The 21,201-nt window shown below is 57.4% G+C and carries 17 protein-coding genes; 4 read left to right on the forward strand and 13 right to left on the reverse strand.

Annotated elements, in window-relative coordinates:
* Window positions 1-331 precede the first annotated feature (331 nt).
* Together O3648_RS04805 and O3648_RS04810 are read right to left on the reverse strand one after the other, a co-directional pair.
* A complete protein-coding gene (locus O3648_RS04805; protein WP_371568804.1) occupies window positions 332-922 on the reverse strand; it encodes a LytR C-terminal domain-containing protein in 591 nt (196 codons plus the stop codon).
* 262 nt (window positions 923-1,184) lie between these two features.
* On the reverse strand, window positions 1,185-1,472 hold the full coding sequence (locus O3648_RS04810) for a DUF3263 domain-containing protein (RefSeq protein ID WP_371568805.1): 288 nt from the start codon (window positions 1,470-1,472) through the stop codon (window positions 1,185-1,187).
* A 139-nt stretch (window positions 1,473-1,611) separates the two neighbouring features.
* On the opposite strand from O3648_RS04810, the gene O3648_RS04815 reads away from it, so the two are divergent.
* Complete coding sequence (locus tag O3648_RS04815; RefSeq protein ID WP_371568807.1) at window positions 1,612-2,283, forward strand: uracil-DNA glycosylase; 672 nt, start codon at window positions 1,612-1,614, stop codon at window positions 2,281-2,283.
* A gap of 153 nt (window positions 2,284-2,436) precedes the next feature.
* Here O3648_RS04815 and O3648_RS04820 read toward each other — a convergent pair whose 3' ends face one another.
* From O3648_RS04820 to O3648_RS04855, 8 genes are all read right to left on the reverse strand, one after another.
* Window positions 2,437-4,572, reverse strand: a complete 2,136-nt coding sequence (locus O3648_RS04820; protein ID WP_371568809.1) for a threonine/serine exporter ThrE family protein — start codon at window positions 4,570-4,572, stop codon at window positions 2,437-2,439.
* A gap of 414 nt (window positions 4,573-4,986) precedes the next feature.
* Entirely contained in the window at window positions 4,987-5,265 is a 279-nt protein-coding gene (locus O3648_RS04825) for an HPr family phosphocarrier protein (RefSeq protein WP_005504506.1), read from the reverse strand.
* A gap of 233 nt (window positions 5,266-5,498) precedes the next feature.
* The gene (ptsP, locus tag O3648_RS04830; RefSeq protein WP_279741072.1) at window positions 5,499-7,193 is read right to left on the reverse strand and encodes a phosphoenolpyruvate--protein phosphotransferase; all 1,695 of its coding nucleotides are present in this window, start codon (window positions 7,191-7,193) and stop codon (window positions 5,499-5,501) included.
* A gap of 101 nt (window positions 7,194-7,294) precedes the next feature.
* Entirely contained in the window at window positions 7,295-9,292 is a 1,998-nt protein-coding gene (locus O3648_RS04835) for a fructose-specific PTS transporter subunit EIIC (protein ID WP_371568812.1), read from the reverse strand.
* Between the two features lie 177 nt (window positions 9,293-9,469).
* Window positions 9,470-10,420, reverse strand: coding sequence for a 1-phosphofructokinase family hexose kinase (locus O3648_RS04840; RefSeq protein ID WP_279740974.1), 951 nt, complete (start codon window positions 10,418-10,420; stop codon window positions 9,470-9,472).
* Window positions 10,420-11,211 (reverse strand): DeoR/GlpR family DNA-binding transcription regulator, encoded by a 792-nt coding sequence (locus O3648_RS04845; protein ID WP_049357323.1) that lies wholly within the window; start codon window positions 11,209-11,211, stop codon window positions 10,420-10,422. Before O3648_RS04845 ends, O3648_RS04840 begins: the two co-directional genes overlap by 1 nt.
* A 386-nt stretch (window positions 11,212-11,597) precedes the next feature.
* The gene (locus O3648_RS04850; RefSeq protein WP_279788373.1) at window positions 11,598-12,077 is read right to left on the reverse strand and encodes a VanZ family protein; all 480 of its coding nucleotides are present in this window, start codon (window positions 12,075-12,077) and stop codon (window positions 11,598-11,600) included.
* Complete coding sequence (locus O3648_RS04855) at window positions 12,067-13,356, reverse strand: histidine phosphatase family protein (RefSeq protein ID WP_279740977.1); 1,290 nt, start codon at window positions 13,354-13,356, stop codon at window positions 12,067-12,069. Before O3648_RS04855 ends, O3648_RS04850 begins: the two co-directional genes overlap by 11 nt.
* Before the next feature lie 269 nt (window positions 13,357-13,625).
* On the opposite strand from O3648_RS04855, the gene O3648_RS04860 reads away from it, so the two are divergent.
* From O3648_RS04860 to O3648_RS04870, 3 genes are all read left to right on the forward strand, one after another.
* Window positions 13,626-14,609 carry an ABC transporter ATP-binding protein gene (locus O3648_RS04860; protein WP_279754726.1) on the forward strand — a complete coding sequence of 328 codons (984 nt, stop codon included), beginning with the start codon at window positions 13,626-13,628 and terminating at the stop codon, window positions 14,607-14,609.
* Entirely contained in the window at window positions 14,609-16,027 is a 1,419-nt protein-coding gene (locus O3648_RS04865; protein ID WP_279754723.1) for an FtsX-like permease family protein, read from the forward strand. The genes O3648_RS04860 and O3648_RS04865 overlap by 1 nt, the downstream gene beginning before the upstream one ends.
* Before the next feature lie 160 nt (window positions 16,028-16,187).
* Window positions 16,188-16,952, forward strand: a complete 765-nt coding sequence (locus O3648_RS04870) for an HAD family hydrolase (RefSeq protein ID WP_371568819.1) — start codon at window positions 16,188-16,190, stop codon at window positions 16,950-16,952.
* A gap of 1,183 nt (window positions 16,953-18,135) precedes the next feature.
* Here the strand turns inward: O3648_RS04870 and O3648_RS04875 are convergent.
* The 3 genes from O3648_RS04875 to O3648_RS04885 form a co-directional block, all read right to left on the reverse strand.
* Window positions 18,136-18,831 carry a methionine ABC transporter permease gene (locus O3648_RS04875; protein WP_371568821.1) on the reverse strand — a complete coding sequence of 232 codons (696 nt, stop codon included), beginning with the start codon at window positions 18,829-18,831 and terminating at the stop codon, window positions 18,136-18,138.
* Window positions 18,832-19,887, reverse strand: a complete 1,056-nt coding sequence (locus O3648_RS04880; RefSeq protein WP_371568823.1) for a methionine ABC transporter ATP-binding protein — start codon at window positions 19,885-19,887, stop codon at window positions 18,832-18,834. It abuts the gene before it with no gap.
* Window positions 19,888-20,033: 146 nt separating this feature from the next.
* Window positions 20,034-20,918 (reverse strand): MetQ/NlpA family ABC transporter substrate-binding protein, encoded by an 885-nt coding sequence (locus tag O3648_RS04885; protein WP_371568826.1) that lies wholly within the window; start codon window positions 20,916-20,918, stop codon window positions 20,034-20,036.
* Window positions 20,919-21,201 lie beyond the last annotated feature (283 nt).

Below are 21,201 nucleotides of genomic sequence, written 5' to 3' on the forward strand. Positions count from 1 at the left end.
TGGTTTCCCCTCCACAACGCCCGCGTTACGGAAGCGCGGGCAAAGTAGGGCATAAAGCACCCGAATGCTACATCAATTGTGGCACCCGCGCCGGCATGGAGCAAACGTTTAAGCCCAAGGTTGCAGGGTTAATCGCCCAGTGCTTAATCTGCGCTCATCAAGCCCACCTACAGGGGCGTTAATGGCGTGCCCGCCGGGAGTACGTGAGGGGCGTTAAAAGCATCAACCCCACCCGACGCATCAATGGAATTGCGCGGATGGGGTTGAGCAGAAGTCGTTATGACAGAAACAGTGGGCGCGGGCTTAGACTCACCCGGGTAACCGCCTGAACCTATTCCGATGCAGTAGCGGAGCCGGTGTAGTCCGACGACAGAATTACAATGACCTCGTGGTTGCCCATCTGGACATCGGAGGTTGCCTGACGCACCTGAGTAATGCCCAGCTTCGAGGCGATACTCTGCGCCTGCGACTGGTATCCCTCAGCGTAGTAGACCACGCTGGTTGCCGGTGCCACACCCGTGTAGTTTGCCGTCTCGCTGATGGTGTAACCGGTCAGCAGAGCCGCCGCACCAGATGCGCTACCCGCCGGAGCCGCCGCATTGTAGACTGCCACAGAGATGGACTCAGCCAGACCGGTCTTCGTAGCGCTTGCCGATGCGGAAGCGTTAGCCGGCGCGGAGGACGCCGATGCTATTGCGGAGGCGGAGCTACTCTTCGCTGCGGATGCCGAGTACTGCGGGGAGGCGGTGCGCGGCGCGTACACGTACATCGCGCCGCCGATGAGCAGACCAACTGCACCTGCAGCTACCAGGGGGATAGCGCCCTTGAGGCTCTTTGCCGGGTCAGCATTGACCGCGCGGTAGGTTCCGCGGCGGGCGGTATTTTCGTCTACCTCATCAAATTCGTCGCGGGGGTAGCTCATTTATCCTCATTTCACGGGTCTCTGTTTACCGGCTGGTACCGTACCGCCCTACCGCGCGCGCAGTCGCAGCTGCAGAAGGTACGGTCTTGGTGTTCTAGTACCTAGAGTACCGGCTCAACTAGCGAGAACCAACGTGAAGGCCTCGCAACCGGCTGTGAAAGAGGCAGACACCGCACAGTGTTTAATCTCTGGTTGAACTTAAGGTGTACGGTATCTGAAAGCAGGAGGTGGAAAGCTCTCACAGCTCCCCCAATTCAAACCCCTAGTCAGCGTCTCGGCGGGCACGCAGAACATCGATAATCTGCGGCGCTGCGGTGCATACCCGCTCATCATCGAGCATCACGTTCAGGCGCTGATAGTAGGCAATCGGGGTAAATCCGGCGGCGATAATCGCCTTCTCTTTGGAGCCCTGGTGCTTGAAGCGGCGGCGCTCCACATCAAGGATGCGGCGCTCCACCGGGGTCAGGCCACCGGGTTGGCTCCCTATCTCCGGCTGGTTCTGTGCTTCCGGCTGGGCCTCAGCGGTTTCAGCTCGTTCCTGTTCTGACACGTTCCCTCCTGTCTGCAGCTCGTCTGCCGCGGTTGGCGTCACCTACCGCAAGTATTCGTCATCCCCTAGTCTAGAAGAGAAGTAACCGTAGCGCGCCCGGCACCGTGACCGCCGGAGCCGCATCAGCCCGAGGAGATTTATGAACCAGCCCCTCAGCAGCATTATGAGCGAGGATTGGGCGGCAGCACTCGCCCCCGTCCAAGAGCAGATTCACGCCATGGGCGCTTTCCTGCGTGAGGAGCACGCGGCGGGATACCGTACTTTCCCACCTGCTACCGATATTTTCAATGCGTTCCGCCGCCCAATGAGCCAGGTAAAGGTCCTTATTATTGGTCAGGACCCCTACCCCACTCCGGGCAATGCGATGGGTCTGTCGTTCTCTGTGCACCGTGGTATGCCTCTGCCTCGTTCGCTGAATAATATTTACAAGGAGCTGCAGGATGATTTGGGTATCGCCCCGGCTGATCACGGTGACCTGTCCTGCTGGGCCGATGAGGGCGTCATGCTGCTCAACAGGGTTTTGACGGTGCGCGAGTCTGATGCGGGTTCGCACCGCGGCAAGGGTTGGGAGGAGATCACCGAGTGCGCTATCAGCGCGTTGGTGGCGCGTAACCAGCCACTGGTGGGTCTACTGTGGGGCGCGGATGCGCGCAAGTGCGCACCCATGCTGCAGCCGTACCCGAGCGTGGAGTCGACGCATCCTTCGCCGCTGTCTGCTCATCGTGGTTTCTTTGGTTCGCGCCCGTTTTCAACCGTAAATTCTTTGCTGGTGCAGCAGGGTGCGGAGCCGGTGGATTGGACAGTCCACTAGGACGGCTCGCTAGGCACAGTAAAAGATCCAGCGTAAGAACTGACGCAATGGATGTAGCGAAGGGGCGGTAGCATGTGAGTTGAACTCGTATGTTACCGCCCCTTCGCTACATCCAATATATGCAATATTGACTATATACCCTTGAAAATAAGGTTAAGAATTTGCCGGCTCCACATTCCGCGGAGTCATAAAATGCTGTAGCGCGTACTGCATCGTGTAATTGCCCAAGGCAACACCCGAAGCCATCGCCACAACAATTGAAACCGCCGTAATCATATTCTGTAGACCCAGAATCACATCCGTCTCAACCGTCAATAAATACATACCACGGAAGAACGACAGACCCGGCAGCAAGAACGTAATCGCCGGAATCGAGAAAATTGCCTGAGGCACATGCAGACGGTAGGCAAAATACGTGCTCAACGCACCAATCACAACCGCCGCACACGCCGTCGGACCACGACCAGTACTCGGACCGGCAAATATCTCGTAGCCGTAATACGCCGCCAAACCGCAACCCGTAATGACCATCAGCCAACCGACCTTCACCAGTTTCGTCTGCAAGGTAATTGCAAAAGTTGCAATCGCTACCAGGAAGAAGAAAGACGCCACCAGCGGGGTCGTCGGCTCAAAACGCAGCTGCTCAATATCCAGGGTCGGTCCGTTGAAAATATTAATCGCACTCACCGCGGTGGCAATACCAACCACCAGGCCCAAGAAGCTCATACCCGTCGATACAAAACGGCCCGCAGCCGTCACCGGGAAGCCATTGATCGCATCCTGCACGGCACCCACCAGACGAGGAGTCGGCAAGAACATAATCATGCCCGCAGCCACCACCAGAGGTGCCGAAATCGCCTCTCCTTGACGCTGAAGCACCGAAAGAATGGACCCTTCACCGCCCAGCCAAATCGCCAAGAAAGTCATCAGACCTGCACTAGCGGCCATGCGGAAGAAGACCGGAATACCAATCGAACTCAACCACTGAATCAGCAGATACACGGGAATAAAGATAATCGCAGCGCTCAACGCCGTCGCAAAACTCGCCCCCAGCGCCGCTGTCAGGGTTCCAGCACACGCTAGATTCGCCAGCCACACCACCAGAGGCGGGAACGGCTTAGGGCGGTGCGTAATCTGGTTCAGCTTCAAATCAGCCATTTCCAGGGTCATACCGCCGCGAGTGATCTTGTAAATCAGCCCGTACACCTCAGAAAGTGCCTCATAGTTCTCCGTAGAGGAACGCACCACACGCACCAAAGTGTGGGTGAAGCGCTCCTCAGCGTTCACATTGCGCTTAGCGATGCGGGACTCCATGTAAATATCGGGGTCCGACGTATAGTTGATGGTCACCGACTGGTTTGTAATATCCACTTCAACCGAGTCCAAACCATACGCCGAAGAAACCGCAATAATCGCCGAGTCAACATCCATAGCATCCGCGCCATAGTGGAACATCGCCTCTGCCAGGCGCAAGGTGAAGTTCAGCGTGTCACGAGCGTATTCCTTCTCGCGGCGGAATGCCTCACGACGCTCATGGTCTTCGGTACGAATAGTCGGCACAAACTGACGCTGAGCAATCCGCTGGGCACCGCGCGGGGCAGCCGGTGCAGCCTCCTCAGCGCGCACGAAGGAGCGGAGGCGACGCGAACCCCAACGGCCACCACTACCGCGCCCAAACAGGCCGCGAGAGCCACCGTTGACCAGCGGTACGGAGGTGGTGGACATTGAGACAGGTCCAGTTTTCGGCACGGCGGTAGGTTCCGCACCGTAGCGTCGGGCTGCGTGAGAGTTCGGCACCTGCGGAATCATACCAGTCATAGGTACCGGTTGGGAGGGCCGAGTCAGCGCCGCCTCAGTCACCATATTGCTTGAAGTGATGGGGTGCGGGTCCTCACGGTATGCGTCCAGGTCGTCCACAGGTATGAGGGAGGGATCAATAACGGTGCGTGCACCGTGACTGTTAGAGCTCGGCTCGGGGTCGCTGGCGGGCTCTACCTCCTGCGCGGGGATGCCCATGTCCGCAGCTACTTCTTGGAGTACTTCGCTGACAGCTTCTGCTGCGACGGTACCCTCCTGAGTTTTCGCAGAGGGGGTCTGCCGAGCCAATACACGGCGTAATTTCTCGTCGGTGACCTGGTCTAGTGAAACCAGGGGAAAACCGCGCTTACCGGCAATGTAGCCTTCGGTAGTATTCTGCTCGCTTCCTTCCGTCGCGGCAGTGTTTGCTTCGCCTGCATGCGAAGCTTCCCGCGATGTGGAGTTCGCGGGGGTGTTCCTCGATTCTGCCAATGTCCCTCCCAGATAGACAGTGCCTATTTAGTCTAACAAGGGCAGGATTCTGTGGTAGCACTGGCAAACAGAAATATCGCTTTTCTATCCAGCGGTTATATGAGCAAAAAAGCGCTCTACGATATCTACAATAGATAGCTTCGTTGCACTGGAGAGAAATATAGGTTTCTAGTATACAGAAAATATTTTGGGAGATATTTTCAAGGAAAAATAAATATTATATGTACATTAAGATTTATACAAAGAAATATCTTCCATGTACCTTCACTCATAACTCAATAAAACACGAATTATTCATAATAAAATAAAGAAATATCCCGCCACCGAAGTGACGGGATATTCACGCTTTAAGGCTGTAGCCTTCACAGCCTCCGAAGTGCACCGCTTAGGGTTGACCTCAGAGGCGAGAGTCAATTACTCAGCGTCGTGGTCGGTCTCGAGGATCTTAACCAGCGAGTCCAGAGCCTCTTCAGCACCTTCGCCCTCAGCGCGCAGGACAACAACGTCGCCGTGCTTTGCGCCCAGGGACATCAGGGACAGAATCGATGCAGCGTCCATAGCCTCATCTGCGGGCTCACCCTTAGCAGCAATGGTCACCTCAACGGGGAGGTCGCCAGCTGCCTCAGCGAAGATAGCTGCCGGACGTGCGTGCAGGCCAACACGGCTTGCAATAGTGGCTTCGCGCTCTGCCATTATGTTTCTCCTTTGATTAAGGAACTGAAAATATATCAGTACCTATTCTAAATGAACGGGGCGCTTCAGGACCCGCCCTTACTCTATAAATTGTACCGTTCAGCCATACGCTAACAAGTACAAAAATGCCGGATGCAAAAATAAGACCCTGCACCCGGCATTTTTACGGATCCGGACACTACCTCCACACCCCGTCGAGGGGCGGTAGGCAGAACACGGAATCGTTTTAAGGCTTAGAGGCCCAGCTCGTCCAGAATCGGCAGAGCCTTACGTGCGCTCTCCTTCGCCTCAGCAGAAGAAATCTGCTGCAGAGCGATAGCCGCAATCTGCTGTGCCTTCTCCTTGGTCACAGACTTCAGAACCGCAGCCACAGCGGGGATAGCGCCAGCATTCATGGACAGAGTGTCAACACCCAAACCAATCAGAACAACAGCCAGAGCCGGGTCAGCCGCAGCCTCACCACAGACGCTCACGTACTTCTTCTTACCCGCGGTGACCGATGCACGCTGAGCACCCTCAACGGTCATCTTAATCATCTTCAGCACTGCAGGCTGCCAGGGGTTGTTCAGGTGCGCCAGGTCGCCCAGCAGACGGTCAGCCGCCATGGTGTACTGGGTCAGGTCGTTGGTACCGATGGACACGAAGTCGACCTCGCCCAGGATAGCCTCAGCGTTCATCACAGCTGCGGGGGTCTCAACCATCACACCGTGAACGGGCAGGCCAATCTCCTTGAGCATGTTCGCGAAGTTTCGCGCCTCCGAAGTGGTCGAAATCATCGGAGCCATAACCCAGATATCAGCGTCGGAGTTCTCCGAAGCAGCCTTAATAGCCTCCAGCTGGCGGGTCAGAACGCCCGGAACGGTCCAGTCGGTACGGAAACCACGAACACCCAGTGCGGGGTTCTCTTCGGGGTTCACGTTCAGGAACGGTAGGGGCTTGTCAGCGCCAGCGTCCAGGGTACGAACCACAATGTGCTTGCCGGGGAATGCGTCAAACACGGACTTGTAGGTCTTAGCCTGAGTCTCGATGGAAGGCTCAGCGTCGTGGCCCAGGAAGCCAAACTCGGTGCGGAGCAGGCCAACTCCCTCAGCCTTCAGGCTTGCAGCCTTCTCAGCGGACTTGCCGTCACCAACGTTTGCGTAGAGCTCAACGCGGGTGCCGTCAGCCAGCACACCCTGACCGTCGAAGTCAGCGACGGGCTTGCGGTTTGCGTACTTGATTGCTGCTTCGCGGTCAGCGTCGGTGGGCTCGGTGTCAACGATGCCTTCGTTGGAGTCCACGTAGACGATGGTGCCGTCAGCAATGTCGGTCACGCCCTTAGCAGCCACAATAGCGGGCAGGCCCAAGCCGCGAGCCAGAATAGCGGTGTGTGCCTGCGGTCCACCGTCAGAGGTAATCAGTGCAATAACCTTCTCGGGGTCCAGAGTCGCGGTATCAGCCGGTGCCAGGTCAATAGCAGCCAGGATGAACGGCTCGTCAGAAACGGGGATGCCGGGAGCCTGCTGGCCGGTCAGCTCAGCAACGATGCGGGCACGCACGTCGTGGATGTCGGTGACGCGCTCAGCCATGTAGCCGCCCAGGGCAGCCATCTGGTCTGCGAAGGAGGTTGCGGCCTCCCAGATTGCGCGCTCGGGAGCCATCTCCTGAGCCTCAACTAGCTTGATAGCGCTCTTGATGAGTGCACGGTCGGTAGCCATCTGAGAGGTGGACTTCAGAACAGCCTTACCGTCACGGCCTGCATTCTCTGCGCGAGCCAGCAGGTCTTCCTTGACGCGGACCGATGCGTCCTTGATGCGCTGTGCCGCAGCCTCAGCGGTCTCACCGCTCAGACGCAGACCATCCTTGGGTTCCTCGATGGGCTTAGGCATCTGAAGAACGGGGCCAATAACGCGGCCGGCATATACGCCGACGCCCTTGTAGGTAGTCATAGAGTTCATGTCCTATCTGTGGTTTGTCTACAGTGTAACGTGTTTTTTCACACTCACGCCCGCAAACAGACGATCAAATGCAAGGTGAGGTTATACGGCCTTTACACGGATGCCTTAGAGCGGGCACCCAGGGACTTCAATACCACGTACAGCAACGCCGAAACAATGGTACCGGCAGCAACAGCCACCAGGAACATCAGCGGGTTCTGCGCCAGACCAATAACCCAAATACCACCGTGCGGAGCCGGAGAAGCCACGTGCGCACCCATGGAGATTGCACCGGCGATAGCGCCACCAACAATGGTCGAAGGAATCACGCGAGCCGGGTCAGCCGAAGCGAAGGGAATAGCACCCTCAGAGATGAAGGATGCACCCAGCAGCCACGCAGCCTTACCGTTCTCACGCTCGTTCTCGTTGAACAGCTTGGGGCGCAGAGTGGTTGCCAGAGCCATAGCCAGCGGCGGAACCATACCGGAGATAATGACAGCAGCCATGATTTCCTGGTTCACAGTCGCCCCCGAGGACAGGCCAGCGGTTGCGAATAGGTAAGCAGCCTTGTTGATGGGACCGCCCAGGTCAGAAGCCATCATGGCGCCCAGAATCAGACCCAGCAGCAGAGCAGAACCGCCAGACATGGAGGTCAGCCAATCCTGCAGGGTGGTCATAACCCAAGCCAGGGGCGCACCGAGCAGCAGGTACATCGCCAGGCCGGCAACCAGAGAAGTTACCAGTGGGGTGATGACCACGGGCATCATCGAGCCAAGCCAGCGAGGCAGCTTCAGGGTGCCCAGAGCGTACGCAATCAGACCGGCGAGAATACCGCCAACAATACCGCCAAGGAAGCCCGCGTTCACCGCAAGAGCCACCGAACCGGCAATGAAACCCGGAGCGATACCGGGACGCTGAGCCAAACCGTACGCAATGTACGCGGCAAGAGCCGGAACCATCAGGCTCAGACCGAAACCACCGATGGTCTGCAGAACAGCACCCAGGTACAGGGTCCAGTGCACATCACCGAGGTTGAACAGGGTTGCCGAATCGAGAATTGCCTTGGTGTTCACATCGCCGAGATTCGGCATAGTAATTGCCTCGAAAACGAAACCCAGGGCGACCAGAATACCACCGGCAGCAACGAACGGAATCATGTAGGAGATACCGGTCATTACAGCCTTGTAGATGCGCGAGCCCCAAGCGCCTTCGGTAGCGCCTGGGCTGTCCTCACCGCTGGATGCGGCAGCAGCAACGCGTGCACCGTTGGGGTTCTCAGCCTCAGCTAGAGCCTCCGCAATCATTTCCTTAGGCTCGTCAATACCGCGCTTGACGGCAGACTCGACAAAGGGCTTACCCGCGAAGCGGTTACGCTCACGCACGTTCACAGACACCGCAAAAATCACGGCGTCTGCGGCGTCAATATCAGCCTGGGTCAGCTTCTCATTACCCGAGGAGCCCTGGGTCTCAACCTTCAGATCGTAGCCGAGCTCTTCAGCAGCGTACTTGAGGGCGTCCGCAGCCATGTAGGTGTGGGCGATACCGGTGGGGCATGCAGTCACAGCAACAATCTTCTTCACCGGAGCCGAAGCAGCGGGGGTTTCCTGAGCGGAGGCGGCGGGGGCAGCCTCGGGGGGCTTAGCTTCTGCCTTCTTCTCGCCTACGCCGAGCGCACCGTTGACCAGCTCAACAATCTCTTCAGCCGAGGAGGCTTCACGCAAGGACGCGGTGAAGCTCTTCTTCATCAGGGAACGTGCCAGGGTGGAGAGCAGTTTCAGGTGAGCCTGGTCAGCGCCGTCGGGTGCAGCGATGAAGAAAATCAGGTCGGCGGGGCCGTCCTTTGCGCCGAAGGAAACTGCCGGGTTGGGGCGTGCCATCGCCAGGGTCGGCTCGGTGACGGCAGCGCTACGGCAGTGCGGAATCGCAATACCACCGGGGATGCCGGTGTCGGTCTTGGATTCGCGTGCCTCGGCAGCCGCGTAGAGCTGCTCGAAGTCGGTAGCGCGTCCAGCGTTTACGACTGCCTGGGCAAGCTTGGCAATTACGTCGAATCGGGTCTCACCGAGATTCTCGTCCAACAGGACGAGATCTGCGGTAATCAGATCAGACATATTCCCTCCTCGGGTATGTGTTGGGGCGGGGATTCGCTCAGTGGTGCGGTGCTTCTCCCCTATATGGGTTCAAAGTGTGTGCAGTGTGTTGTGTTCGTATGTGTGTGGCTGTTTAGGTAGCACCGCAGCTTATATTCCCTTCTGAGAATAAAAGCTGGAGGTGTGAAAACAGCCGAATTAGAGCTGCAACTGACGAACACTAACCTTCTCAGGAGCGGTCTGCTCTAGCGAAGGCATACGGGTACCGGGCAGGGCAGCAGCAGCCGAACCGTGAGCTACCGCCTGAACCAGGCAACCGGGGGCATCCTCACCACGAGTGTGAGCAATCAAGAAACCGGACAGCGACGAGTCACCGGCACCCACAGTGCTACGAACCTGAATCGGCTCGTGCACAGCGTGCCAGATACCCTGCTCAGTGACCAGCACGGCACCGCCGCCACCGAGGGTGGCAAGCACATATTCGATGCCGTCGCCGAGTAGCTTCTGGGCGGTGCGGGCGGTCAGCTCGGGGCTGGCCTCCAGCTCCTCCCAGTTATCGCTACCGGTCAACTGAGCCAGCTCCTCCGAGTTGGGCTTAATCAGGGTCGGCTTATGCTCACCGGCAACGGTCGCAATCAGCGGCGCTTCAGAGGTATCAATAGCAATCTTGCCCTCGTAGCCGGAGGCGCGCAGTGCCGCCACCAGCTCGGAGTAGTAGGTCGGCTCCAGACCCGGAGGTAACGAACCAGCCAGAACCACCCAGTCGGCACCCTTGGAACGCTCAACTACCAGCTCGTCCAGCTTCTGACGCAGTTCGGCATCAAAAACAGTGCCGGGGGCATTCAGTTTGGTGGTGGTACCATCCGGATCAACCACGGTGATGTTTGAGCGAATCGGCTCACCGGTGGGCAGGTTAGTGAACTCGACGTCCACAGCCTGCAGTGCGGTCAGCACCGGGTCGCTGGCTTCACCGGGCACAATGGCGAGGGTCGACACACCGGAAACCTGCAGAGCGCGGGAAATATTCACGCCCTTACCACCGGGATCCTGTACGGCACCGACAGCACGCTGCACGGCACCGTGAGCCAGGGGTGTACCAAGTTCAATGGTGCGGTCCAGGCTGGGGTTGGCGGTCAGAGTAATAATCATTAGGCAATCACTATCTCAACATTTGCGGCCTCGAGTGCCTGGCGAAGGGCACCTTCGGGCTCGCGATCAGTAATGAGGGTGTCAATATCCTCAAATCCAGCGAAGCGGACCAGGGATTCCTGACCGAACTTCGCGGAGTCACAAAGCAAAACCACACGGCGGGCTGCCTTACAAATTGCGGTCTTGACGATGGCTTCGTTCATGCCGGGGGTGGAGATGCCGAAGTGGGCTTCAATGCCGTTGGCACCGATGAAAGCAATATCGGGGCGCATGGTACCGAAGTGCTCTGCGGCGCGTGCACCAACAGCAGCCCAGGTCATCTTGCGCAGCTGGCCGCCAACCAGTTCAAGGGTAACGCCCTCGGCTTCGGCGAGCTTGACTGCAATATGCAGTGCGTGGGTGATGATGATGCGGTCGTTGCCAGTCTTGAGGCTGAAGTTCTCGGCTCCGATGTGGTCGGCAAGAATTTCGATGGTGGAGCCTGCATCTAGGACGATGGAGCCTGCCTCGGAGTCGCGCAACATCTGGTATGCCTTGGTGGCGATGCGGCGCTTCTCGGGGGTGTTCATGCCCTGTCGGGAGGAGATGGAGGACTCCAGGGAGGTGGACTGCTCAATGGTGACCGCACCACCGTGGACGCGGCGGAGCTTACCTGCCTCTTCCAGCGCGGCGAGGTCACGACGCACGGTCTCCATGGTCACATCGTAACGACGCGCAAGGTCAGCGCCGTTGACACGACGTGCGGAGGCAACAAGCTTTGCAATTTCGGCACGGCGTTCTTCTGCGAACATAACTCTGGTGTTCCTTTGGGCTAGTGGGAGGAAATCTGTGCGTTCTTTTCTGCATTCTGCTCGGCTTATATGGCCATGAGAGACATGGTTTCAGTGAGCCAGCAAAACACGTGAGGGTAATACTTGATTTTATGTGGGTTTTTGTGGGTGAGTCAATACAAAACGCTGTATTTACCAGAATATTACCCGAATGTTCCCTACCGAAACCACACTATATCGGAGGTCACCGCCTGTTTATGTCTGTTTGACCTAATAAATTGTTGGGTTTTCTCACTCCCCCACCATCCGCACAGTGTTAAACCCTACACAGCGCCCTCACAAGGCAAAAAGTGGAGGCACAGGCCCCAAGAACCCTCAAAACCAGCGCCTCCACCGAGTGCAGCACCTTACTTACCTTGACGTTCGCGACGCACACGACGCCAACGATGCACACCCAAAGCACCCGCCGCGCCCAGCAGGGCACCCAAACCATTCATCAGCACATCCACCGCGTCACCTGTACGATCCGGCATGAAACTCTGAATCGTCTCAATGCAGGCGCTGACCAGGAACCCCAAGTACAGCACATGGGGGCGTGCCTTCGGTTTGAGCAGCAGGGCAAAGAGAAAACCGCCCGGAATGAACATTATGACGTTCGAGAGCTGCTCGATGCTCGAATAGGTGATGAACGCGGGTAGCCAGCCTTCGGCGTGGCCGGTATCCAAAAACTGCACCATGCGGCCGCCCATCTCGTTATCGTCCACGTGCACGGGCGCGAACACAATACTCGCCACCACCGCGCAGTACAGCGCCGTGACGGGCCAGAGAATCAGCTGCCACACGCGAGCTCCGGAGCAACCGCTACCGGGTTGTCCGTTACCAAACAAGGCGACCCGCCTCATCGAACTGCTTGGTCGAGTCCCACGCAAACAGGCCCGGCACGTCAATGGTGAGCGGTTCGGCATTCGGCACGGTCACAGTCCACTCTTCACCGGCGGCTGCGGAGAGAGCGCGGCGGATAAAGCTGCCGTGGCTGACGGCAATAATCTTCTGGTCTCCCGAGGCTTCAGAGAGTTCACGCACGATGCCGCGCAGGGTACGCACGGCACGAATGTACACGTCACGCTCGGATTCCACGTTCGGGTAGTAGCGTTCCGGGGCGCGGCGTTCGGGGATGGGAATGTCCAGGCCCTCACCGGCACCGTAGGCGCGTTCCACCAGCTCGGGGTAGGTCTTGTGCACCTGCAGGTCGAAGTGCTCACCGACCAGCTGCGCCGTCTCGTGGGCGCGGGACAGCGGAGAGGACACCAGCACGGTGAATTTCAGACCCATATCGGCCAGCTTCTGGCCTGTGGTGCGTGCCTGCTCACGGCCAGTGTCGTTGAGCGGAATATCGGTGATGCCCTGCATCAGGTTCGCCTTGTTCCAGTCGGTTTGGCCGTGGCGAATCAGGGTAAGGGTCGTGTTTTCGGCGCCCGCCGGAACTTCTTCAGGGCTCAGCTCGGGTTCCTGGTGCTGCACGAGCAGGCGGTCGATTGCGTCGTCCAGGTACTGCAGGGGCACCTCGGTCAGGGAGGCGTTCACGGGGATCGGGTAGATGCCGTCCTCATTGAGCAGTTCGGGGTGGCGTTCAGCGACCAGGGCGGTCATGGTCATGGCAATCAGCATGCCGTGAGCGGCGACCACAACGGTCTGACCCTCGTATTCGCTGCGGACTCGGTTCAGCGCCGCGAGGGAGCGGGCGAGGAAGTCCTTCTTCGGTTCCACATTGAAAGCGTTGTTGGACTGGCGGGAGGCGAGAATCAGCTCGCGGGTAGCGATCTGGCCTTCCAGGTCACCAAAGGAACGTTCCTGGAAGCCGTCAACGGCACCGCGGTAGGGTACGCCCAGGCCTTCGGCTACGATTTCGGCGCTTTCTACGGCGCGAGAAAGGGGCGAGGAGACGATAGCGTCCACGGTGATGCCCTCAGCTGCTACCTGCTGCAGGGCGCCGATAGCGGTTCGGACCTGCTCCCTGCCGGTGTCGTTGAGGGGGATGTCGGTGCCGCCCTGGAAGCGGTGGTCAATGTTCCAGTCGGTCTGGCCGTGACGCAGGAAGATGATGCGGGTTCCTGCTTCGAGGTTGGGCACCGGAGTGATGATGGGGGTGTTCTGTGCGTCGGTCATCCTTCTAGTATGGCACTGCCTCCATGCAGTTCAAGGCCGCCGCGCAGTTCAAAGCCTCAGTGCAGTTCAAGGGGTGTGCGGCTTACTTATCCCTTCTGCTGAGGCGCACTCATACCGCGGTATGAACTGCGGGGTGGTTGAGCGCCCGGTCGGGCGAATTTTTTCAGGGTTTTCCCATATTTTTCAGCCCCCAGACGGAGGGGTGAGCTGCCGAGAAGCTGAGATGATAGAAGAGTACTTCCGTTAGTTCATACCCAATGAAGGTTGTCATGACGCAGAATCCTCAATCTCAGAACCCGCAGTTCCAGGCTCAGAACCCGTACTCAATGACCCCTCCGCAGGCGGCGCAGCCTGCCGGTCAGTATTCCGCTCAGCAAGGTCATCCCCGGCAGGGTCAGCCCGGTCAGCCTACCCAGCAGAGTCAGGCAGGCTACTATCAGGGCCAGCAGGGCTACCCGGCTCAGGCACCTCAGCAGATGCAGCAGGCGCCCTTCGCGCGCGGTGCGATTATTTCTGCACGTAACCTGCACAAGTCGTACGGCAATAACCCGGTGCTGCGTAACGTGAGCCTGGATATTTTCCCCGGCGAGTCCGTGGCGATTATGGGTCCTTCCGGTTCCGGTAAGACCACCCTGTTGCATGCGCTTTCGGGCATTATCAAGCTCGATGCCGGTTCTGTGCTGTTTAATGGCCCAGCCGGTCAGGTGGCGGTGGAGTCCCTCAGCGAGCGTGAGCGCACCTCCCTGCGCGCTAACTCGTTTGGTTTCGTGTTCCAGCAGGGTCTGCTGGTTCCCGAGCTAACTGCGGAGGAGAACGTCTCCCTTGCCGCGATGATTGCCGGTATGCCGCGCCAGCAGGCACGCGCCGTTTCGATTGATTTACTGAACCGTTTGGGTCTGGGTCAGATGGTGGATCGCCGTATGGGTGAGATGTCTGGCGGTCAGGCGCAACGTGTGGCTATTGCCCGTTCGCAGGTGAACGGTGCCCCCGTGACTTTCGCTGATGAGCCGACCGGCGCGCTGGACTCTAAGACTGCTCGTGAGGTGATGGCTCTGCTGCTGACCATGATTCCGCAGCAGGGTAAGACTCTGCTGGTGGTTACTCACGACCCGAACGTGGCGGCGGCGTGCTCCCGGGTGGTGTATCTGCAGGATGGTCAGATTGTGAGCGATCAGCGCAATAACCAGGGCGGTGTTCCCGCTTCCCAGAACCACGCTCAGAGCCTCGGCGCTCAGTCTCAGGCAGGTGCATAATGCAAATCTATGCTCTACTCGCCAAGCGAACCCTATGGAGTTCGCAGGCGATTCTTCCCGTGCTGGCTTTTGCCGCCTCCTCGGCACTATTTTTGACGGTTGCCGGTGGTGTTCAAGCGCTGAGTACGTGGCTTGAGCACGCCAACGTTGACCACGAAATGATCAAGCTGATGGGCATTCAGAAGCTCTACATGGGTTTGGCGTGGGTTGCCGCTCTGGTGCTGATTGTTCCGCTCTTTACCCTGGGCGCTTCGGCTGCTCGTTTGAGTGCCCGCCGCCGTGATGAGCGTCTGGCGTCCCTGCGCCTGATTGGTGCCTCCACGACCCTAATTGTGGGTCTGTCTGTGGCGGACGCACTGGTGTACTCTTTCGTGGGTTTCATCATCGGTCTGCTGCTTTACCTGGTGCTGATTTTCCCCTTTGGCGCTTTGCACTTCATGAACGTTCCGCTGGGTGCTGAGAATATGCTCCTGCCGGTGATCGTGATTTTCTACTGCTTCCTGGGCTGTATGGTCCTGGCGGCTCTCAGCTCCCTCTTCGGCCTGGCGAAGGTCAGCATCAGCCCGCTGGGTGTGCGCACCCGCGCGAAGGCTGGATCCGCCGGTTACATCGCTCTGGGTATCGGTATTGTTCTAGTCATTGCCGTGATGATTCTGGCATCAACCTCCACGGGCTTCAGCATGTTCTCGCCCTTCCAGAACGGCGGTGCCGATAGCGCAATGAAGAACCTGGCGATTTTCATTGCGTTGCCGGGTGTGCTGATGATGATTGCTATCGACCTGATTGGTACTTTCCTCGTGTGGGCGTACGCGAAGATTCGTGTGCGCATGACCCAGAAGGCGTCGGTTCTGCTGGGTTACCGTGCGGTGCTGGAATCCCCGCGCGGGGCGTGGCGTCAGGTTTCGGGTGTGGCGCTGTCGACCTTCTTGGTGACCTTCTTCGGCCCCATCCTGATTCTGGCAGGTGAGATGAGCAAAGACGCAAAGGAAGCCGGTCCTGCTGCCGGCCCTTTCATGACCATCATGCAGGATATCTTTCAGGGCATGCTGCTGATGCTGTTCTTCTCGTACCTGCTGGTCACTCTCTCCGCAGTGCTGAACCAGAGCGCCGCCATTTACGAGCGTGGTTCGCTGTATTCTTCGCTGAATATGATGGGTACCCCCACGAGGATGTTGCAGGCTTCGCGTCTTACCGTGGTTTTCGGTCCGTTGGTGCTCATTAGCGTAATTTCTGCGCTGCTGGGTCTGCCGCTGACGGCATTGATTGCAGCGCAGGGTCTTTCCGGTGAGATTCTGACGAAGATGTTCGGTCTGACCTTCGGCGCTATTGCACTGGGTCTGGCTCTGGTCTATGTGGGCTTATTGGCAACCATTCCATTTATGCGTCAGGTGACTCATAAGCCGGTGTCCGCTCTCTAAGCTGTTTCAGCTTCTGCCCTCCCATTGCATCCGTTCTGGATGCGGCGGGAGGGTTTCTTCATCTGGTTTTCCGTTCTGCGGGCGGGGCGCAACCCCGCATGTTTTCTCACGCACCGGGCCACCGCTTCCATAGCCTAAACCCCTGTGAGAGACTGACATTATGTTTGAACACACAGTACCCTCCGATTGGTTCCCCCGCTGCGCCATCTTCGACTGCGACGGCATCCTCCTCGACTCCGAGACCGTCTGGAACGATGTGCAGCGTGAGCTTTTCGCCCGCTGGTCTGTTCCCTTCACCGAAGAGGTGGAGCATCGCCTCACCGGCCTGGCAGCAGCCGATGTCGCCGAGGAGCTTGCACTGCTCTCCTACGAGGCGCAGAACGGCCAGAAGCCGGACACCACCTCCGCAGAGTACGCCGAGCACCATGAACGCGTGATGAAGGACCTGCTCACCACCGAGCACGAGATCATTAGCTCCGGCGTGGACCTGATTGAGGGTGCGCAGAAGTTCCTGGGCTTCCTGAGCGAGCACATGCCGGTTGCGGTGGCGTCGAACTCCACCGCGAACATTCTGACCCTGAAGATGGAAAGCTACGGTTACGCCCCGCTGGTGCGCACCTGGGTCAGCAGCAACGACGTTCCGGCCGGTAAGCCCGCCCCGGACATGTACCTGGAGGCGGCACGTCGCCTCGGCTTTGAAGGTCACGAGGCGCTGGCGTTCGAGGACTCCCCCGCGGGCGCGCAGGCGGCACGTGACGCCGGTACGAAGGTCATGATTTACGTGCCGGAAGGCACCGACCCGGCAAAGACACCGGCCGGTTTTGGGCGCTTCGATTCGTTCAATGACCCGCAGCTCTGGGAGGCGGCACGCACCTGGATCGCCAAGCTTGAGGCGGCACAGCAGTCTGAGGCGGCGCAGGGCTAAGTGGCACCCGCCCCACCTCGTAGCAGCATAAAGAAAGACCCCCGGTCTGCTCCTTATGGAGCAGACCGGGGGTCTTTTATGCTTATCAGCTGCCTCTCTAGCACCCGCTCTTGTAGCCCTTTGACTTCATCAGCACTCTCGCGGAGCGCTACTTTTCCAAAGTGTCACTAAACGGTACCAATACAAAACATCACGAGAACCTGAACATTGGCAGGTTCTCGTGATGCTAGGTGTTTTAGAACTCCAAGGATGCTTATTTCGGCTGTTGCTTATAGAAAACAAAAGCGTACAGGATACTCATAAGTAGAACTACAACCTGAGCCAAAGGGTCAAGCCAATACACTTGTAAAATTACCACAGCCAACATAAAAAATACGGATTTTATGAAGGATGCCGCAGGTTGTACGTAGTTCTTATTTGCACGATATGCAGAGTATCCAACAAATCCACAAAGAATTAAAATACCGGCAACATTATAAAACATTGAATCATGCGAAGATGTAAAATAATAGAAAGAATAACCTGCGAAACATAATTCAGGTACCGGTATGTATCTAGTGTCGACCAACTTAATCACCTCAGATATTTATTCAATTTTTGCTTTCAGCGGTGGTATACCCCAATCTGCGTAGAACGCGATTCCACGTCCTTCTATACCGGCTCCGACAATAGCTGTTGATGATATCTCTAGTTTGATATGAACCGGAACACTTTTATGATATCAATCAGCAAAATGGGAGTCAAGATTATTTTAGTAATAATTCAATAATAATTTGCACCACTACAAACTATAGTGTTTAGCGGCTAAAGCTCCCAGCCCGTTCTCTCTCCTCAGCAAACTTGCATCCTAAGTCGTCTTAATGCGCTTCAGATGCTCCTCTGCCTTACACATTTCTAGGTTCTTATCGCAGATACAGCGGTAAACAGTCTTCACTTCCCCTGTTGCTTTCACCCACCTCTCTTCTTCTTTCCTACGTGCGTATGCTTTTCCGCTGGTGCGCACCTGAATCACCAAGCTTGAAGCGACGCAACAGTCTCAAGCAACGCAGGGATAAGTAATTAGCACCCCCTCCCCCGGTATGAAGAAAGACCCCCGGCCCGCTCCTTATGGAGCAGACCGGGGGTCTTCTATGCTGTATCAGCCGTACCTACAGTACCTACAAGGCCTACAAGGGGCACAAGCTTATCGACGCATAACCTTCTTCGCCAGGGAGTTACCGATGAACTGAACCAGCTGAACCAGGACGATAATAATCGCCACAACAGCCCAGGTAATCTCGTCATTAAAGCGCTGGTAGCCATCCACAATCGCAATCTTACCCAGACCACCAGCACCCACGTAACCGGCCATAGCGGACATATCCACCACGCCGATAATGAGGAAGGTGTAACCCAGGATCAGCGGGCCAAGCGCCTCCGGAATCATCACGGTAAACAGGATGGTCATCTTCGAAGCACCCATCGCGCGAGCCGCCTCAATCACACCCGGATCAATGGAGACCATATTCTGCTCCACAATACGAGCAATAGCGAATGCTGCACCGAAGCTCATCGCAAAGACCGCCGCGTTCACGCCCAGGCGGGTACCCACCACAGCACTAGTCAGCGGGCCCAGAGCCGCAATCAAAATAATGAACGGAATCGGGCGAATCACGTTCACCAGAATGTTCAGGATCGTGTACACGAATCGGTTCTGGAAGATATTACCTGCACGGGTGGTGTACAGCAGAGCACCCACAATCAGGCCGACCAGACCGGCGCACAGCATGGTGATAGACACCATGTAGAACGTATCGCCGATAGCCGGGAGCAGCTTCTCGGGCAGGAACTCGGACCAGTCCGTCTTAGACGCAGCCAGCGGAAGAGTAGTAGCAAACATTTAGCGCACCTCCTGCACGCGGGCAACGGTCTTCAGTTCGGCAACGGCGGCATCAATGCTGGTGATTTCGCCGAGAAGTTCCAGGGTGAGGGTACCGTACGCCTTACCCTGCAGGGTCTCAATACCGCCGCCCACAATATTGAAGCGGACGTTACGGGCGCCCAGGTAGGACAGCACCTTACCGAGCTCCTGGTTACCCTCCACGATTTCAACGTTGATGAGGTAACCCTTGTGGTTTGCGCGCAGCTCAGCCGCTTCCTTGCCGGTGGGGGCGAGCTTGACGGTGGTCGCAACAAACAGCTTTGCCACATCGGTCTGCGGGTTGGAGAAGACGTCGTAGACGTTGCCCTGCTCCACCACGCGGCCGGACTCCATGACAGCCACACGGTCAGCGATGCTAGAGACCACGTCCATCTCGTGGGTAATCACCACGACGGTCACACCCAGTTCACGGTTCACACGCTTAAGGAGCGCAAGAACTTCATGAGTGGTTTCCGGGTCCAGCGCGCTGGTGGACTCATCAGCCAGCAGCAGGGCGGGGCTGGTCGCGAGCGCACGAGCAATACCCACACGCTGCTTCTGACCACCCGAAAGCTGGTTCGGGTAATGACCTGCACGGTCGGCAAGACCCACGAACTCAAGCATTTCCAGGGCGCGAGCACGGCGGTCCTTCTTAGACCAGCCGGCAATCTTGAGCGGGAACTCGACGTTACCGAGCACGGTGCGGGAGTTCATGAGGTTGAACTGTTGGAAGATCATACCGATATTGGTGCGTACTTCGCGCAGTTCGGAGTCGCGCTTACCGGAAATCTGGAAGCCACCGACGGTCAGGGTGCCGCTGGTGGTGGTTTCCAGGCCGTTGATGAGGCGGACGAGGGTGGACTTACCGGCACCGGAGTAGCCGATGATTGCAAAGATTTCACCGCGGTTAATGGTGAGGGAGACGTTGTCGACAGCAACTACTGCCTTGGGGCCGCTGCCGAAGACCTTGGAGACTCCGTCCAGAACCACCATGGGCTCGATGACATCATCGAAGCTCTGTACCAGTTCACTCATAAGTTTGTATCCGTTATATGTCGTGGTTGGGGCGTCAAAGGGCCTTAACGCCGGTACGCAAAGGACGGTAAGCCTGTCGTGACCCGCATCGGGTGCTTAGACTTACCGCCTTTGCGTATACCTAGAGGAGGCGTGTATTTAGAAGATTACTTCTTGGCGCGCAGCTTGGCTTCTTCGTTAGCCAGGGACTGACGCAGCTCGTCGGTACTCACGTTGACCTCAACAGCGGTGCCGCGGGTCTCTTCCTGAACGACATCCATGACGGGCTTGGTGTGGAAGATTTCGACAATCTTCTTGTAGGTCTCGTCGTCAGCCTTGTCCTTCTGAGCAACGAAGAGGTTCACGTACTTGATTGCCGAGGGGTCGGTCTTGGGGTCGTCCTGAGCCAGTGCGTCTGCGGGCTTCAGGCCTGCATCCTTGAGGAAGTCGTTGTTCACAACAGCACCGTCTGCAGATTCCATGCCGACCACGGTCTGGGTTGCGTCGACGGGGGTGACCTTCACCTTGGATTTAGCGGTGTCCACGTCGTCGATGGTGGGTGCGTCAACATCAGCGTTCTTGAAGGTAACCAGACCGTTGGTCTTCAGCAGCTTCAGCGCGCGTGCTTCGTTCACGGTGTCGTTCGGGATAACGATCTCGCCGCCCTGGGGGATGTCTGCCAGGCTGGAGTGCTTCTTGGAGAACAGAGCCATCGGGTAGATAACGGTCGGGCCGACAATCTGCAGGTCCTTGTTAGCGCTCACGTTGTAGTTGGACAGGTACGCGATGTGCTGGAAGCGGTTCATGTCGATGTCACCGGCGTCCAGTGCGGGGTTCGGCTCGGTGTAAGCGCTGAACTCCTTGAATTCAATGTCGATACCCTGCTTCTTAGCTTCTTCCTTCAGGGTCTTGTTGAACTTCTCAGAGCCAACCACACCGATGGTGACCTTCTTAGATTCGGAAGAGGAGGAAGTGGAGGAGTTGGTAGAACCGCAGGCTGCCAGACCAAAGACCATGGGGACAACTGCGAGTGCAGCAGCAAACTTCTTCACGGCTATGAATCTTTCTGTTGAATGATGATGCGTTCCACCGGGTGCTCACGTTGGTACTAGCACATCCGATGGGAATGATAATGGGACAATTACAGCACGCACAAGGGCGGGTGTGGAAGTTGAGCTCTATTCATGAGACACAGAACGTCAAGGTCGTCATATTTTGTCATAATTCTTCACAGATTGATTATTGCAACGTCATTAAAACCCGCTCCTCAATCCTCCGTACACAAAAACGCCGGCCCGGGCAAAACAAACCCAAGCCGGCGTTCATCCTACCCAC

The sequence above is a fragment of the Rothia sp. 27098_8_161 genome, assembly GCF_041432905.1.
GTDB lineage: Bacteria > Actinomycetota > Actinomycetes > Actinomycetales > Micrococcaceae > Rothia.